Source organism: Streptomyces sp. NPDC058620 (assembly GCF_042717135.1).
Classification (GTDB): Bacteria; Actinomycetota; Actinomycetes; order Streptomycetales; family Streptomycetaceae; genus Streptomyces.
The window spans coordinates 67,248-81,938 of the sequence record NZ_JBHXQO010000001.1 but is presented as its reverse complement, the minus strand read 5'-3'; the positions used below and the strand labels follow the sequence as shown (position 1 = coordinate 81,938).

At 69.7% G+C, this 14,691-nt stretch carries 14 protein-coding genes; 6 read left to right on the top strand and 8 right to left on the bottom strand.

Features of this window, described 5'->3' with window-relative positions; all coding sequences use genetic code 11:
• Positions 1-45 precede the first annotated feature (45 nt).
• Complete coding sequence (locus tag ACFWSK_RS00350; protein WP_383779837.1) at positions 46-1,293, top strand: cytochrome P450; 1,248 nt, start codon at positions 46-48, stop codon at positions 1,291-1,293.
• Positions 1,290-2,087: an enoyl-CoA hydratase/isomerase family protein gene (locus tag ACFWSK_RS00345; protein WP_383779833.1), complete on the top strand. Its 798-nt coding sequence runs from the start codon at positions 1,290-1,292 to the stop codon at positions 2,085-2,087. Before ACFWSK_RS00350 ends, ACFWSK_RS00345 begins: the two co-directional genes overlap by 4 nt.
• A 283-nt stretch (positions 2,088-2,370) precedes the next feature.
• Here ACFWSK_RS00345 and ACFWSK_RS00340 read toward each other — a convergent pair whose 3' ends face one another.
• The 5 genes from ACFWSK_RS00340 to ACFWSK_RS00320 all read right to left on the bottom strand — a co-directional run bounded on the left by ACFWSK_RS00340 (position 2,371) and on the right by ACFWSK_RS00320 (position 7,719).
• Positions 2,371-3,780 carry a DEAD/DEAH box helicase gene (locus tag ACFWSK_RS00340; protein WP_383779830.1) on the bottom strand — a complete coding sequence of 470 codons (1,410 nt, stop codon included), beginning with the start codon at positions 3,778-3,780 and terminating at the stop codon, positions 2,371-2,373.
• Between the two features lie 251 nt (positions 3,781-4,031).
• Entirely contained in the window at positions 4,032-5,309 is a 1,278-nt protein-coding gene (locus ACFWSK_RS00335) for a sugar ABC transporter permease (RefSeq protein WP_383779827.1), read from the bottom strand.
• On the bottom strand, positions 5,306-6,085 hold the full coding sequence (locus tag ACFWSK_RS00330; RefSeq protein WP_383779824.1) for an ATP-binding cassette domain-containing protein: 780 nt from the start codon (positions 6,083-6,085) through the stop codon (positions 5,306-5,308). The genes ACFWSK_RS00335 and ACFWSK_RS00330 overlap by 4 nt, the downstream gene beginning before the upstream one ends.
• A gap of 68 nt (positions 6,086-6,153) precedes the next feature.
• Positions 6,154-7,245: a sugar ABC transporter substrate-binding protein gene (locus ACFWSK_RS00325; protein ID WP_383779821.1), complete on the bottom strand. Its 1,092-nt coding sequence runs from the start codon at positions 7,243-7,245 to the stop codon at positions 6,154-6,156.
• Between the two features lie 156 nt (positions 7,246-7,401).
• Complete coding sequence (locus ACFWSK_RS00320; RefSeq protein WP_383779819.1) at positions 7,402-7,719, bottom strand: hypothetical protein; 318 nt, start codon at positions 7,717-7,719, stop codon at positions 7,402-7,404.
• Between the two features lie 251 nt (positions 7,720-7,970).
• Here ACFWSK_RS00320 and ACFWSK_RS00315 point away from each other — a divergent pair, with 251 nt between their 5' ends.
• From ACFWSK_RS00315 to ACFWSK_RS00300, 4 genes are all read left to right on the top strand, one after another.
• Positions 7,971-9,656 carry a ribonuclease J gene (locus tag ACFWSK_RS00315; RefSeq protein ID WP_383779816.1) on the top strand — a complete coding sequence of 562 codons (1,686 nt, stop codon included), beginning with the start codon at positions 7,971-7,973 and terminating at the stop codon, positions 9,654-9,656.
• Between the two features lie 33 nt (positions 9,657-9,689).
• Positions 9,690-10,409 carry a spermidine synthase gene (locus tag ACFWSK_RS00310; protein ID WP_383779813.1) on the top strand — a complete coding sequence of 240 codons (720 nt, stop codon included), beginning with the start codon at positions 9,690-9,692 and terminating at the stop codon, positions 10,407-10,409.
• Positions 10,410-10,672: 263 nt separating this feature from the next.
• Positions 10,673-11,194, top strand: coding sequence for an ATP-binding protein (locus tag ACFWSK_RS00305; protein ID WP_383779810.1), 522 nt, complete (start codon positions 10,673-10,675; stop codon positions 11,192-11,194).
• Between the two features lie 219 nt (positions 11,195-11,413).
• Complete coding sequence (locus ACFWSK_RS00300) at positions 11,414-12,637, top strand: MFS transporter (RefSeq protein ID WP_383779807.1); 1,224 nt, start codon at positions 11,414-11,416, stop codon at positions 12,635-12,637.
• Positions 12,638-12,667: 30 nt separating this feature from the next.
• Here ACFWSK_RS00300 and ACFWSK_RS00295 read toward each other — a convergent pair whose 3' ends face one another.
• Genes ACFWSK_RS00295 through ACFWSK_RS00285 form a run of 3 tightly spaced genes read right to left on the bottom strand, consistent with a single transcriptional unit; the run spans position 12,668 to position 14,660 of the window.
• Positions 12,668-13,642, bottom strand: coding sequence for an aldo/keto reductase (locus tag ACFWSK_RS00295; protein WP_383779804.1), 975 nt, complete (start codon positions 13,640-13,642; stop codon positions 12,668-12,670).
• Positions 13,639-14,439 carry a thioesterase II family protein gene (locus ACFWSK_RS00290; protein WP_383779802.1) on the bottom strand — a complete coding sequence of 267 codons (801 nt, stop codon included), beginning with the start codon at positions 14,437-14,439 and terminating at the stop codon, positions 13,639-13,641. The genes ACFWSK_RS00295 and ACFWSK_RS00290 overlap by 4 nt, the downstream gene beginning before the upstream one ends.
• On the bottom strand, positions 14,436-14,660 hold the full coding sequence (locus ACFWSK_RS00285; protein ID WP_383779799.1) for an MbtH family protein: 225 nt from the start codon (positions 14,658-14,660) through the stop codon (positions 14,436-14,438). The genes ACFWSK_RS00290 and ACFWSK_RS00285 overlap by 4 nt, the downstream gene beginning before the upstream one ends.
• Between the last annotated feature and the right edge of the window lie 31 nt (positions 14,661-14,691).

The following is a 14,691-nucleotide window of genomic DNA, read 5'->3' as shown; positions in this document are numbered from 1 at the left end:
CTTGTGGGTATGCATGGCGGCTGGTTCTCGGAAAGGAGCCGCCACATGGGAGTTGTCACAACCCCGTCGTATGACCGCAGGGCGTCCGCCTCCCTCTTCTCTCGTCTACGGACGGCAAGGGGGCAGGCCGATCCCTTCCCGATATACGAGGAGCTGCTGGCGAGGGGGGATGTCATCCCCGCCCCCTGGGGCGGCTCCGTCGTGTCGAGCTTCGCCGTCTGCGACCAGGTGCTGCGCAGCCGTGACTGGTTGGAACCCGACAAGCGGTGGCGCGAGCGCCAGGGATCGGGCACGCGCTGGAACGCCTCCTCCTCGCGGGAGATGAGCAACACGCTGGCCGCGCTCAACCCCCCGGACCACACACGGGCGCGCCGGGCGGCCGGCACCTTCGACCGGGGCGCCGTGGAGCAGATCGGCCGGACCGTGAGCCGGACGACGGATCAGCTCCTGGACTCCCTGTCGGAGCAGGTGCGCGAGGGGGAGGCGGACTTCGCGGCCCTGGTTGGCGAGCAACTGCCGGTCGCCACGATCGGCGACTGGCTCGGCATCCCGGCCGCCGACTGGCCTCGCCTGCGGGAGCTCACCCACGACCAGGTCTTCACCCAGGAACTGCTGCCCTCGGCAAGCCAGCTGGCCGGATCGGACGCGGCCACGGCCGAACTGCGCACCTACTTCACGGCCCTGGTGGCGGACCGGCGCGCCCACCCCGGTGAGGACCCCGTGTCCCGCTGGATACAGACGTGGGACTCCATGGAAGCCGACCGCGACAAGGCCGACGAGGCGGTCTACTTCCTGGTCCTGTTCGTACTCCTGGCCGCCCTGGAAACCACCGCGACACTCCTGACGACCATGACGCTTCTGCTCGTCGAGAGCCCGGAGCGCTGGGACATGGTCGCCGACCACCCCGATCTGGTGCCCGGGTTCGTAGAAGAAACGTTGCGCTACGACCCGCCCACCCATGTCATCAGCAGGGTCGCGGGCCAGGACTGCGTCCTGGGCGGAATGGAGATACGCAAGGACGAAATGGTCCACCTCATGGTGGGAGCCGCCCACCGGGACCCGGCCAGGCACAGTGACCCCCACCGGTTCGACCCCCTGCGCAAACCCGCTCACCTCGCCTTCAGCGGAGGCATCCACTACTGCCTCGGCGCGCCGCTGGCCCGGCTGGAGGCCCAGATACTCCTCCGTCAACTCATTCGGCGCCTCCCCCGACTCACCCTCGTGCGCCGCCCGTCGATGGCGCCCCGGGTGGCGTTCCGGCGCCTGCTGAACTTGGATGTCGCCCTCGCATGACCGACACAACGCACCCCCTCACCCGGCCCTCCGGCAAGGCGATACGCGTCGACCAGGACGGCCCCGTACTCCATGTCCGCCTCAACCCGTGGGAGGAGGACGACACACTGGGCGTCGCCGTCCTCGACGATCTCCTCCTCGTGCTCGATGATCTCCACGACCGCCCGGACATCCGCGTCCTGACCCTGTCGTCCCTGGGCACGGACTTCTGTCTGGGCGCCGACCGGACCGAGTACCGGGCGGCCCTCGTCGCGGACCCGAGCGGGGCCGGACTGCGGCGCATCGCGGACAAGGCCCACCGCCTGTGCCAGGCCCTGGAGAACACCCATGCGGTCACCATCGCCCTGCTCCACGGCCGGGTGATCGGCGCGGGGCTCGCGCTGGCCTCGTTCTGCGACCTGCGCGCGGGAGCGGACACCTGTCGCTTCCGCATGCCGGAGGTCGGCGTCGGACTGCCCCCTGCCTGGGGAGGCGCGATGGGCCGTCTGGTCTCCGAGGTGGGCGCCGCCCGCGTTCGCGAACTCATGCTCACCTGTGACGTCTTCGACGCGGCCACCGCCCACCGGCTCGGCCTCCTCCACAGGACCGCCCCGCTCGACCGGCTGGACGAGGTCGTCGATGCCTGGACGAGACCGCTCGTCCGGCGCGCTCCCGAGGCCCTCGTCCTGACCAAACGCATGCTGGCAGGCTACGCACGGGCCGACCGCACGGCAGACGTCTCCCTGCTCGACTCCCACCTCCTGACGGCCTCCATCAACCAGCCCCGGGGACCGGGGCCGTCCGCCGCCGGGTAAGGGATGCAGCCGCACCCCGTGTGATCCGCAGGTGTGCGAAGCACACGGGGTGCGGCTGCATCACAGGACAGGGCGCTCGGTCCTCCGGAATCCGCCGCCGGGAACCACTTCCGGAGCCAGGTATCCGGCTGCCTCCCGGCTCAGCGCTTCCGCTCGGAGCGGCGATCACGAATCGGGAACGTCGTGACTGTCGTTGCCGTCGCCGCCGTCGCTCTGCAGACGCACCCTGTGCTGCCCAGCGACGCCGGGCGCGCAGACCGCCGCTCCGGCAGGTCCGGCCGCGTCAGCGGCTCTTGCGCACCCGGGCCGCCGCGCGTGCTTCCGCCGTCTTGCGGGCCTCGGCCGTCTTGCGGGTCTCCTTCGGGCGGCCCGGACGAGTGCCCATGCCACGGAAGGGGGCGTTGCCGCTGCCCTTGCCCTCGATCGGCGGGCGCTTCGCCCCGGTGATGGCGGTCAGCTTCTCCTCACCGGAGTGCACCTGTGTGACGGTCGGCCGGATCCGGGCGTCGGTCATGATCCGGTTCACGTCCCGTCGCTGGTTGGGGGTGACCAGCGTGACCACGTTCCCGGACTCCCCCGCGCGTGCCGTGCGCCCGCCGCGGTGCAGGTAGTCCTTCGCGTCGGCGGGCGGGTCGACGTTGACGACGAGGTCGAGCGCGTCGATGTGAATGCCTCGCGCCGCCACGTTGGTGGCCACCAGCACGGTGATCTCACCGTCCCTGAACTGGGCGAGCGTGTGTGTGCGCTGCGGCTGCGACTTCCCGCTGTGCAGGGCGGCAGCCCGCACACCGCTGGCCCGCAGGTGACGGGTGAACTGGTCCACACCGGCCTTGGTGTCCAGGAACATCAGGACCCGGCCGTCCCGCGCGGCGATCTCGGTCGCGGTCGCGTACTTGTCGGCGGCGTGGATGTTCAGCACATGGTGTTCCATCGTGGTGACCGCGCCCGCCACACGGTCGAGCGAGGCGAGTACCGGCTCGTGCAGGTAGCTCCGCACCAACTGGTCGACGTTGCGGTCGAGCGTGGCCGAGAACAGCAGCCGCTGCCCGTCCGGGCGGACCTGGTCCAGGACTTCCGAGACCTGCGGCAGGAACCCCAGGTCGCACATCTGGTCCGCTTCGTCCAGCACCGTGATCCGCACCTCATTCAGGTGACAGTGCCGTCTCGACACCAGGTCGGCCAGCCGCCCCGGCGTCGCGACGACCACCTCGACGCCGGTCCGCAGCAGCGCCGACTGCCGGTTCATCGACAGCCCGCCGACCACCGTTGCCATGCGCACGTTCAGCGCCTGTGCGTACGGGGCCAGGGCGTCGCTCACCTGCTGCGCGAGTTCCCGGGTCGGCACCAGGACCAGGGCGAGCGGCCGCTTCGACTCGGCTCGCACGCCTGCCGTACGGACCAGCAGCGCAAGCCCGAAGGCAAGCGTCTTGCCGGACCCGGTCCGGGCGCGACCGAGGACGTCGCGGCCGGCCAGCGCGTTGGGGAGGGTCGCCGCCTGGATCGGGAAAGGTTCCCTCACCCCGAGGCCGGTCATCGTCTCCGTCAGCACGGGCGGCAGCCCGAGTGCGTCGAAGGACTCGGCCGGCGGCAGGCCCGGGGCCGTCGTCTCCGGCGTCGCGAGTTCACCCTCCGGAGCTGTCGCCCACTGAGGCTTTCCGGCACGGGACCCGGCGACCGGCGGCTTGGCGTTCATGGGCAACCTTCCTCACTCTGGCGCCCGGAACGCACCGGGGCCCGTACCCCTCGGTACGGGCCCCGGCGGTGTCGAAGCGTGCCTGCAGTTTACCAGCGGGTGCCGAGGCGCCGGGGCGGCCTCCCGTGGCCGGCCGCCTCTGCCGCCGTGGGGCACCAGGGCCACGGTCATCGCCCAGCGCGGCCCCTTTGCGCTCGACCAGTGTGAGTGGCGTTGCGCTCGACCAGTGTGGGCGGGCGCGACGTCGAGGCTCAGGCGCGGCCCGCCGCCTTCTGGCTCCTGCGGGACAGCGAGTCGACGACCACGGCGGCCAGCAGGACCGCACCCGTGATCATGAACTGGACGGCGTTGCTGACGCCCATGATGTTCATGCCGGACTGGATCGACCCGATCACCAGGGCACCGAGCAGTGCCGACCAGACCGAACCACGCCCGCCGAACAGACTCGTGCCGCCGATGACGGCCGCGGCGATCACGTTCATGAGGAGGTTGCCGCCGCCCGAGGTCTGGCTCGCGGACTGGATCTGTCCGGCCAGGAAGATACCGCCGACCGCTGCCATCGCGCCGGCGATCGAGAAGACGGTCATACGGATCATCGACACGCTGATACCGGCACGGCGCGCACCCTCGATGTTGCCGCCGACGGCGAAGATCTGCCGGCCGTACGTGGTGCGGCGCAGGACGAAGTCCAGGACCACGAGGAGGATCAGGAAGATCAGGAGCGCCAGCGGAAGGCCCTGGTACTGGTTGAGGATGTAGGCCGTGGTGAACGCGATGGCAGCCAGGACCACCGTACGCAGCACGATCTCGGCGACCGGCCGGAACGGCACTCCGGCGGCCCGGCGGCGCCCGGCGTCCATGAGGGACGACGCGAGAAACAGCCCGACTCCCACGGCAGCTGTCACGTAACCGGCCGCCGGACTGCTGAAGACGGTCGAGTAGAGCTTGGCGACGATGCTCTCGCTGGGGATGTTGACCGTGCCGCTGGCCCCCAGCACCTGCAGCATCAGCCCGTTCCAGGCAAGGTTGCCCGCGAGGGTGACCACGAAGGCCGGCACACCGACCCGGGCGAAGAAGAAGCCCTGGATGAGTCCGACGGCCGCTCCGCCCCCCACGGCGAGCAGGAGCGCCAGCCACTCGTTCATGCCGTTCAGCACGTTGAGCACCGCGAAGATGGCGGCGCAGAGGCCGCTCACCGAGCCGACGGAGAGGTCGATCTCGCCGAGCAGCAGGACGAAGACGATCCCGACGGCGATCATGCCGGTGCCGACGATCTGCTGGCTGAGGTCGGAGAGGTTCTGCGCCGAGAGGAACGTGCTGTTCAGGCTGCCGAAGACCGTCCAGATGATGATCACGGCGATGACGACGGGAATCGAGCCCAGCTCGCCGCTCCGCAGCCTGCGCCGGAACTCCCCGAGATACCCCTTGACGCCCTCCTCACGGACGAGCAGCCGGGTGTCGACGGCGGGCATGGCGTCGCGCGCCGGTTCCTGCCCCGCGGAGTCGTCCGGGCCTCTGTCGCGCCTCATGACTCCTCCTCCCGCTTTCGGGCCTCGCGGCGGGTGACAGCGCTGTCGGTGGCACCGGTGATGGCCGAGATGATCTCTTCGGTGGTGGTGGTGCGCCGGTCGAAGAAGCCGTTGTTCCGGCCGAGGCGCATGACGGCGATCCGGTCGGCGACCGCCATCACGTCCACCATGTTGTGGCTGATCAGGATCGTCCCGAGGCCACGTTCACGGAGCCGCTCGACGAGGTCGAGGACCTGGGCGGTCTGCTCCACTCCCAGGGCGGCCGTGGGCTCGTCCAGGATGACGACTTTTGGTTCGCCGATCAGCGAGCGGGCGATCGCGACCGTCTGGCGCTGACCGCCGGAGAGGGAGGCGACGGGGATACGGACGCTGGGAATGCGGATGGACAGCGTGTCGAGCAGTTCGCGCGAGCGCTTGTCCATGCGGACCTCGTCGAGCACACCGAACCGGGTGATCTCACGGCCGAGGAACAGATTGCCGACCACGTCGAGGTTGTCGCAGAGCGCCAGGTCCTGGTAGACGGTGGCGATCCCGAGGTTCTGGGCGTCGTGGGGACGGTTGACGGTGACCCGGCGACCCTCCCACTCGATGACGCCCTCGTCCGGCGGGTTCACCCCGGCGATCGCCTTGACCGCGGTGGATTTGCCGGCGCCGTTGTCGCCGACCAGGGCGACGACCTCACCGGGATGGACGTCCAGGTCGAACTTCGAAAGCGCCTGGACCGCACCGAACCGTTTGGAGATGCCCCGCAGTGTGAGCACAGGTGCTTCCAGCAATGGAACCGCCTCTTCCGCTCGCCCGCTCGCGCGGGCCGCGCCTCTCCCCCGCCTCAGCCGCTTCGCGGTTACTGGAGTCCTGCCTCCTTGCAGGCGTCGGCGTAGGTGGGAGTGCAGATCTCCTTGACCGTGTACAGGCCGTCCTTGACGACGGTGTCCTTGATGTTGTCCTTGTTGACCACGACCGGGGTCAGCAGGGTGGACGGAACCTTCTCGCCGCTGCCGCTGGTGACGGTGGTGCGGGTCAGGGAGGAGGGGATCTCCTTGCCCTCGGCGAGGTTGACCGCCATCGTGGCGGCGGCATCGGCCTCCGGCTTGTACGGCTTCTCGACCGTGATCGTCTGCGTCCCGAGAAGGATCCGCTGGATCGCGTCGAGCTGGGCGTCCTGGCCGGTCAGCGGCACGTTCATGCCGGCGGACTTCAGGGCGGTGGCGATGCCGGCGGCCAGTCCGTCGTTGGCGGAGTAGACGCCGACGATGTTGCCCTTGCCCAGTGCGCTGATGGCACCCGACATCTGCTGGTTGGCGTTGTTCGGGTCCCAGTTCGGGGTGTCGTACTCCTTGCCGATCTTCACCTTGCCGTCGAGGACGGAGTGCGCGCCTTCCTTGAACTCGGCGGCGTTCGGGTCGGTCGGGGAACCGTTGTGCATCACGATCTGCCCGCTCCCGGCCTTGTCACCGAGCGCGTCCAGCAGGGCCTTGCCCTGCAGTTCGCCGACCTTGCGGTTGTCGTACGAGACGTAGGCGTCGACGGGGCCCTGGGCGAGACGGTCGTATGCCACGACCTTCACGCCGGCGTCGCGTGCCTTCTGCACCGAGGACTGGATCGACTTCGCGTCCACGGCATCCAGGATGAGCACTTGATCACCCTTGGCCAGGGCGGTGTTGACCTGCTGCTGCTGCGTGCTGGCGCTCTCGGCCGCGTTGTAGTAGTCGATCTGGGCCCCGGGCGCCAGCTCCTTGATCTTCTGTTCGATGTACGGTCGGTCGAACTTCTCGTACCGCGTGGTCTTGCTCTCCGGCAGCAACAGTCCGATCTTCACCTCTTGCGCCGCCGCGGGCGCCGCATCAGGTGCTGCCGCACCGGTCGTCGCCACGGCACCCAGCGACAGGGCCGCCGCTCCGGCCAGGGCTATCGCGCCCCGCAATGTACGGGTCATGAGAGGCTCCTTTCGCGCGACGCCTCCCCTTCGCCGGCTGACGCGGCAACGAGGGACGCGCAAATGACCTATATATCGACATTAGCGGGAAGCGGGAGAGCGGCAAGCGGGTGAAGCGACCCCGCCCCGCGCGCGGCTCCTGCCAGGTCCTCGCCCTCACTCGAAGCTGTCACGCGCCAGGCGAAGCGCCAGCTCCTGGAGGATCAGTTCGGTTCCCGGCTCGGCGACCGCCCGGTCGTAGGCGTCGGCGAGGGTCCCGAAGGCGAGGATGAAGCCGTTGACCAGTGCGCTCAGCGGCTCGGAGAGCTGGCCGAGCACCGCCAGGGTGACTTCTTCCGTGCTCGCCCCCGCCGGCACGGCGAACTGCCCGGGAGTCACCTCGCCGAGCAGGTCCGACACAAGGCCCTCGTCGACCCCGCCCCGCAGGGCGGTCAGCGCTGCGATGGCCTTGAGCTTGATCTCGTTCTCCGTCACGCACCGAGCCTAGAAGCCGGCGGGGGCGCGATGCCGCATTGCGCCCCGCCCGGTCACCGCTGTCCTGTTCCGGCCCGGTCCGGCGCCCTCCCGAGGGGTACGCGCTCGCCAGCAGGTACGCGCGTGGCCGTCAGCCTCGTCGGCGTACAGCGGCCGGAGGGATTCCGTTGTTACGCCAACCCGTCGGACAGGTGTGACGGCATTGATCACGCGCCGTCGGTTTGCTGGGTACCCTCCGGTAGCGTCAGGGTATGAGTCATCCCCATCCAGAGCTGAAAACTGCCCCGCCGTTGCCCAAGGGAGGGCTCAGGGTCGTCGCCCTGGGCGGCCTGGGTGAGATCGGCCGCAACATGACGGTCTTCGAGCACGCGGGCAAATTGCTGATCGTCGACTGCGGCGTGCTGTTCCCCGAGGAGAGCCAGCCCGGGGTCGATGTCATCCTGCCGGACTTCACCTCGATCCGGGACCGCCTGGACGACATCGTGGCTGTCGTGCTGACCCACGGCCACGAGGACCACATCGGCGGCGTGCCCTACCTGCTGCGTGAGCGGGCGGACATTCCCGTCGTCGGCTCGAAGCTGACGCTGGCGTTCCTGGAGGCCAAGCTCAAGGAGCACGGCATCAGGCCGCGTACGGTCCGGGTGCGCGAAGGCGACCGACGGAGCTTCGGGCCCTTCGACTGCGAGTTCATCGCGGTCAACCACTCCATCCCCGACGGACTCGCGGTCGCGATCCGTACCGGCGCGGGCATGGTCCTGCACACCGGTGACTTCAAGATGGACCAGTTCCCGCTGGACGACCGCATCACCGATCTGCGCGCCTTCGCCCGGCTCGGCGAGGAAGGGGTCGACCTGTTCCTCACCGACTCGACCAACGCCGAGGTGCCGGGCTTCACCACATCCGAGCGCGAGCTGAACCCCGCGATCGAACAGGTCCTGCGCACCGCGCCACGCCGGGTCATCGTCTCCAGTTTCGCCAGCCATGTGCACCGGATCCAGCAGGTACTGGACGCCGCTCACCAGCACGGACGCAAGGTCGCCTTCGTGGGCAGGTCGATGGTCCGGAACATGGGCATCGCCCGGGAACTGGGCTATCTCAAGATTCCCTCCGGTCTGGTGGTCAGCACCAAGGAACTCGAGAAGCTGCCGGACCACAAGATCACCCTCATCTGCACCGGCTCGCAGGGCGAACCGATGGCCGCTCTCTCCCGCATGGCCAACCGCGACCACATGATCCGCATCGGCAAGGGCGACACCGTCCTGCTCGCCAGCTCCCTGATCCCGGGCAATGAGAACGCGATCTACCGGGTGATCAACGGACTGACCCGGTGGGGCGCCAATGTCGTGCACAAGGGCAACGCGAAGGTGCATGTCTCCGGACACGCCAGCGCCGGAGAGCTCGTCTACTGCTACAACATCGTCAAGCCCCGCCATGTCATGCCGGTGCACGGCGAGTGGCGCCATCTGCGCGCCAACGGTGACCTGGCCATCCGTACCGGCGTCGACCCCGACCGGGTCATCCTCGCCGAGGACGGGGTCGTCGTCGACCTCGTCAAGGGACGTGCTTCGATCACCGGCAAGGTACCCGCCGGCAACGTCTACGTGGACGGCATGACCGTCGGCGGCGCCACCGAAGCCTCCCTGAAGGATCGTGTCACCCTCGCCGAGGAAGGCGTCGTCACCGTGGTGGCGATCGTCGACTCCGGCACGGGCGCCCTCGCGGAGCCCCCGGACTTCCTGGCCCGGGGCTTCGTCCACGACGACACGACCTTCGAGCCGGTCATCCCCGTGATCGAGAAGACCCTGGCCAAGGCCGCCGAGGAGGGCGTCGGGGACGCGCACCAGCTGGAACAGCTCATCGCCCGCGCCGTCGCAGCCTGGGCATTTCGTACCCACCGTCGCAAGCCGCTCATCATCCCCGTCGTCATCGACGCCTGACCGGCCGCAAGAGGAGAACCGAAAGGTGAACGGATGAGCGTGCGTTTCCAGGAGATCGACTGGCGCCCGACACCCATGGGTGACATCAGCCTGCGACGTCGCCGGGACCCGGCGTCGGGCGTCGATGTGCACGAGGTGAAGCTCGGTGACGAGTTCCTCATGTCCAGCCTCTTCACGGCGGGCGAGATCGCGCTCACCCGGCTCGGTCTGGCCGGGGCGACGGGTGGCGAACTGGACGTCGCGGTGGGCGGGCTCGGCCTCGGATACACCGCCAGGGCGGCCCTGGACGACCCGCGCGTGCGATCGCTCGTCGTGGTCGACGCCCTCGCCGAGGTGATCGAGTGGCACGAGCGGGGACTGGTACCACTGGGCAGTGGCCTGGTGTCCGACCCCCGCTGCCGCCTGGTCCACGGCGACTTCTTCGCACTGGTCGCAGACTCCTGCCTCGATCCGCAGGAGCCGGACCGCCGCTTCGACGCGATCCTGCTGGACGTGGACCACTCGCCGCGCCATGTGCTGCATCCCCGGCACGCGGCGCTCTACCGCCCTGCCGGACTGCGGGCCCTGGCCGGCTGCCTCCACCCCGGCGGCGTCTTCGCCCTGTGGTCGAACGACCCGCCGGACGAGGAGTTCGTCTCCGCGCTCGGGGACGTCTTCACCGGAGCCGAAGCCCATGTCGTGGAGTTCGACAACACGCTGCAGGGCGGGACCGCGACCAACACCGTCTACGTGGCGGCAAAGGGCCGGGCATGACGTAGGGCTTCGCCCTCAACCCGGGCTCGACGTGGGAACGCGGCACCACCTCCGCCCCATGCGAGGTGCGTCGGCCAACCAGAACGCTGGTTGGCCGACGCCCACGTACCGCGGCGAGTGGGGCGTCGTGTTCGGCACGATCGTGCGCCGCGATCTCGCCCAGGTCGCCGCAGCCGAGGCAGTCCGCGAACCGCGACCGCCCGGGTACGACTCTTTGTGCTGCGCCCGTTCCCGCGGCCCGCACAGCGCTAGCGTTGGGTCCCATGATCGTATGGCTCAACGGCACCCACGGCGCAGGCAAGACGACGACCAGTGCACTCGTGCAGCAACTGATCCCGGATTCACGGGTGTTCGACGCCGAGAAGGTCGGCGAGACACTCATGGACATCACGCCGGGGCTGCCAGGGACGGACAACTTCCAGCACTGGCCGCCGTGGCGGCCGCTCGTGGTCGAGACCGCCCGCCGCGTACTCGACTACACCGGCGGCACTCTGGTGATGCCCATGACTGTCCTGGTCGAGCAGTACTGGCGCGAGATCAGCGCGGGCCTCGCCCAACATGCCATTCCGGTACGGCACTTCGTCCTCCACGCCGACCAGGACACCCTCCGCGGGCGCATCGAGGGGGACACCTTCCTCGGTCCCTCCCCCTTCCGTCTCAAATACCTCGAGCCCTACGCCGAGGCAGCCCGCACGTGGCTGCACGACGAGGCCGAGGTCGTCGACACCACACACCTCACGCCCGCCCAGGCCGCCCTGCGGATCGCAGAGGCCGTCAAGAGTTGAGGGTCCGCCCGACGAGCGTCGAGAACGCTCGTGCTCAATACACCTGGGGCCTGGCGGCGGGGAAGGAATTCGAGCCACCCTTCGCGAGCTCGGACCCGCCTGCCCGCCCGGCGGCATGGCCTTCTCGGCCAATGTGGTCTCAAGCGGCGCACGAGGCAGATGAGTTGTGGGTAAGTTCAATGGGAGTGTGATCGACGCAGGCAAGCGGGGAGAGGCTGCATGGCAACGGCACCGCCGGCTCGCTGGCACAGGCTGGCCGTGCTCGCGGCCCTGATGCTGGCCGCGTTCACTTTCAACACCACGGAGAACCTGCCGATCGGGCTGCTCAAGCTCATCTCGGCCGACGTGCAGGTGTCACTCTCGGCGGTGGGCTATCTGGTCACCGCCTACGGGCTGACCGTCGCCCTGGTGTCCCTGCCCCTCGCGCACGCCACCCGGTCCATGCCGCGCCGCCATGTGCTCACCGTGCTGCTGGGCGCGCTCGTCCTGTCCAGCCTGATCTCGGCGCTGGGTTCCAGCTACTGGCTGCTGATGGCCGCCCGGCTGGTGACCGCGCTCGCCCAGGCGCTGTTCTGGGCGGTGATGGGGCCGGTGGCGGTCGGCATGTTCCCACCGGCTGTCCGGGGGCGGGTGATCGGGGTGCTGTCCGTGGCGGGTTCGCTGGCCCTGGTGCTGGGTGTCCCGCTCGGTACGTGGCTGGGCCAGCAGAGCGCGTGGCAGGTCCCGCTCGTCGTGCTGGCCGGGCTGGGGCTGGTCTCCCTCGTCACGATCGCTGTTCTGCTCCCGACGTCCCGTCCGGAGGAGGGGCACGCGGCCTACGGTTCGGCACCCGACAAGCGGCGGTTCAGGATCGTGCTGGTGACCACCGCCCTGTCCGTCACGGGCGCGTTCGCCGGCTATACGTACCTCGTGAAGTTCCTGGGTGACGTGAGCGGTTTCTCCGACACCTCCGTCAGTGCTCTGCTGATGGTCTCCGGCATCGCGGGCGTGGTCGGTGTGGCGATCGTGGGGCCGCTCCTGGACCGCTGCCCGCGCGGCACGCTGGCCGTTCCGGTGGCCACCCAGGCGGCCGGCATGCTGGGCCTGTACGCGTTCGGTACCGCCCAGACCGGAGCCGTCGCGTGCCTGGCGCTGCTGGGCGGCTCGCTCGGCCCGGTGTTCATGGCCACGCAGAACCAGATGCTGCGCTTCGCTCCCGGCCGTACCGAAATCGCCCTGGCGGCCAACTCCGGTGCCTACAACGCCGGGGTCGCGGGCGGGGCGCTGCTCGGCGGCCTCATCCTGCCCGCCTGGGACGTGCGGGCCACGTTCCTGGTGGGCGGGCTGCTGACCGTCGCCGCGTTCGCGGCACTGCTCACCGAGCGGATGCTGCCGCCCGTGGAGCAGGCCCGTCCGGCCGAATCCGGCCGGACGGTGGACAGCAGCCCCGCCGAGCACCGCTGATACCGACGGGCGGCGCCCCGTCGGGCCCTCTCACCAGGCGTACGCCTCCGGGGCGGGCCCGCCGGGTCCGGGGAAGAGCGCGTCGAGCTCCTTGAGCTGGCTCCTCTCCAGGGAGATCTTCAGCGCTGCGAGGCCCTGGTCGAGCTGCTCGGCCACGCGTGGCCCCAGGATCGGCGCGGTGACCCCCGGCTGGTGCAACAGCCAGGCCAGGGCCACTTGGGCGGGCGGCAGACCGAGGTCGGCGCACCACTTCTCGTACGCCGCGATCCGCTCGCGGTGCCGCTCCAGCTGCTTGCCCGATCTGGGCTCCGCCGCGCGGCCGTCAGCAGTGCCGCGGCGCACCGCTCCGCCCAGCAGACCGCCGTGCAGCGGGCTGTACGGGAGCAGGCCGATGCCGTAGTCGCGGCAGGCGGGAAGCACTTCCAGCTCGACGGTGCGCTCCAGGAGGTTGTAGACGGACTGCTCGCTGACCGGGCCGGGTGTGTTGAGGTGACGGGCATGCTCCTGTGCCCTGGTCAGGTGCCATCCGGCGAAGTTGGAGGTGCCGACGTAGGTGACCTTTCCCTGGGCGACCAGCAGGTCCAGTGCCTGCCAGGTCTCCTCCCACGGTGTGGTCCGGTCGATGTGGTGCACCTGCAGCAGGTCGATGTGGTCGGTCCGGAGCCGGCGCAGCGAGTCCTCGCACGCCTTCCTGACGTGGAAGGCGGACAGCCGGCCGGAGTTGGGCTTGAGGCCCATCATTCCGTAGACCTTGGTGGCCAGAACGATCTGGTCGCGACGTGCCCGATCCTCGGTGAGCCAGTTGCCGATGATCTGCTCGGTGATCCCCTCGCCCATCTGCGCGCCGTAGGTGTTGGCGGTGTCGAAGAGGTTCACGCCCTTCTCCAGGGCCAGGTTCATGATGGAGTGCGCCTCGGGCTCCGGTGTGTGGGGGCCGAAGTTCATGGTGCCCAGACCGAGGCGTCCGACGACCAGCCCCGAGCGTCCCAAGTTGGCGTACTTCATGATGCGGGTGCCTCCACCTCGTGACGGGAGCCCGGGGACCGGGCGGATTGAATGGATCGGACGGACCGGACGGCGCTCAGCCGGTGTTCCAGATCTGCGACCAAGGGGCCCGGCGACCGCTGGACGAAGTAGTGGTCGCCGGGCATCCGTACGACTGCCGCCCGCCCCGTGGTGTGTTGCTTCCAGGCGAGTGCGGGCACGTCGTCCTGGTCCCCGTAGTAGGAGACGATGTCGCAGGACAGGGGTGCGGCGGGCGGCAGGTGGCCGTCGTACAGCTCCAAGTCGGCCCGCAGGATCGGGGTGGTGAGCTCGATGATCTCCTCCAGCAGCGCCGGGTCGGCCGGGCCCAGGGACGTACTGAACGCCCGGGTGGTGCGCTCCAGTTCGGCGGGGCCGAGCCGACTGTGGTCCTGGGGTGTGCTCGGGTGCGGAGGGGAACAGCCCGCCACGCACAGCAGGTCGGGCTCGACCAGAGCGGCGACGTCCAGGGCGAGCAGAGAACCCAGACTGTGGCCGAGGTAGACCAGGGGGCGGCCGGTGCCGCCCAGGCAGGACCGCACGGCTGCGGCCACCTCCTGCGCGGCCGTTGCCGTGTCGGTGTGCGGGTGCTCCACGAAGCGCTGTCCACGCCCGGGGAGGCACACGGCGGAAAGCCTCCAAGCCGCCGGTATCCGCCGTGCCCACGGCAGAAAGACCGACGGTCCGCCACCACCGAACGGCATGACCACGATGTCCGCTTCCGCGTCCGCCGGGTCGGTCAGCGTCGTCAGGACCGGGAACGAGGCGTGCTTCGTCATTGCCGCTCCCCGTCCGGCAGACCGTCGCTGTGGAGGGACGCGGGACGCATGTCGGTCCAGGTGCGCTCCACGTGTTCCAGGGTGGCCGCGCGGCTGTCCGGGCCGAACACGGCGTGCCAGCCCGCCGGCACCTCGGCGGACGCAGGCCAAAGCGAGTGCTGGCCCTCGTGGTTGACCAGGGCGAGGAACGATCCCGTCGGGTCCTCGAAGGGGTTCGGCACGGTTCTGCCTCCTTGTCTCCCGGGGTCGGGA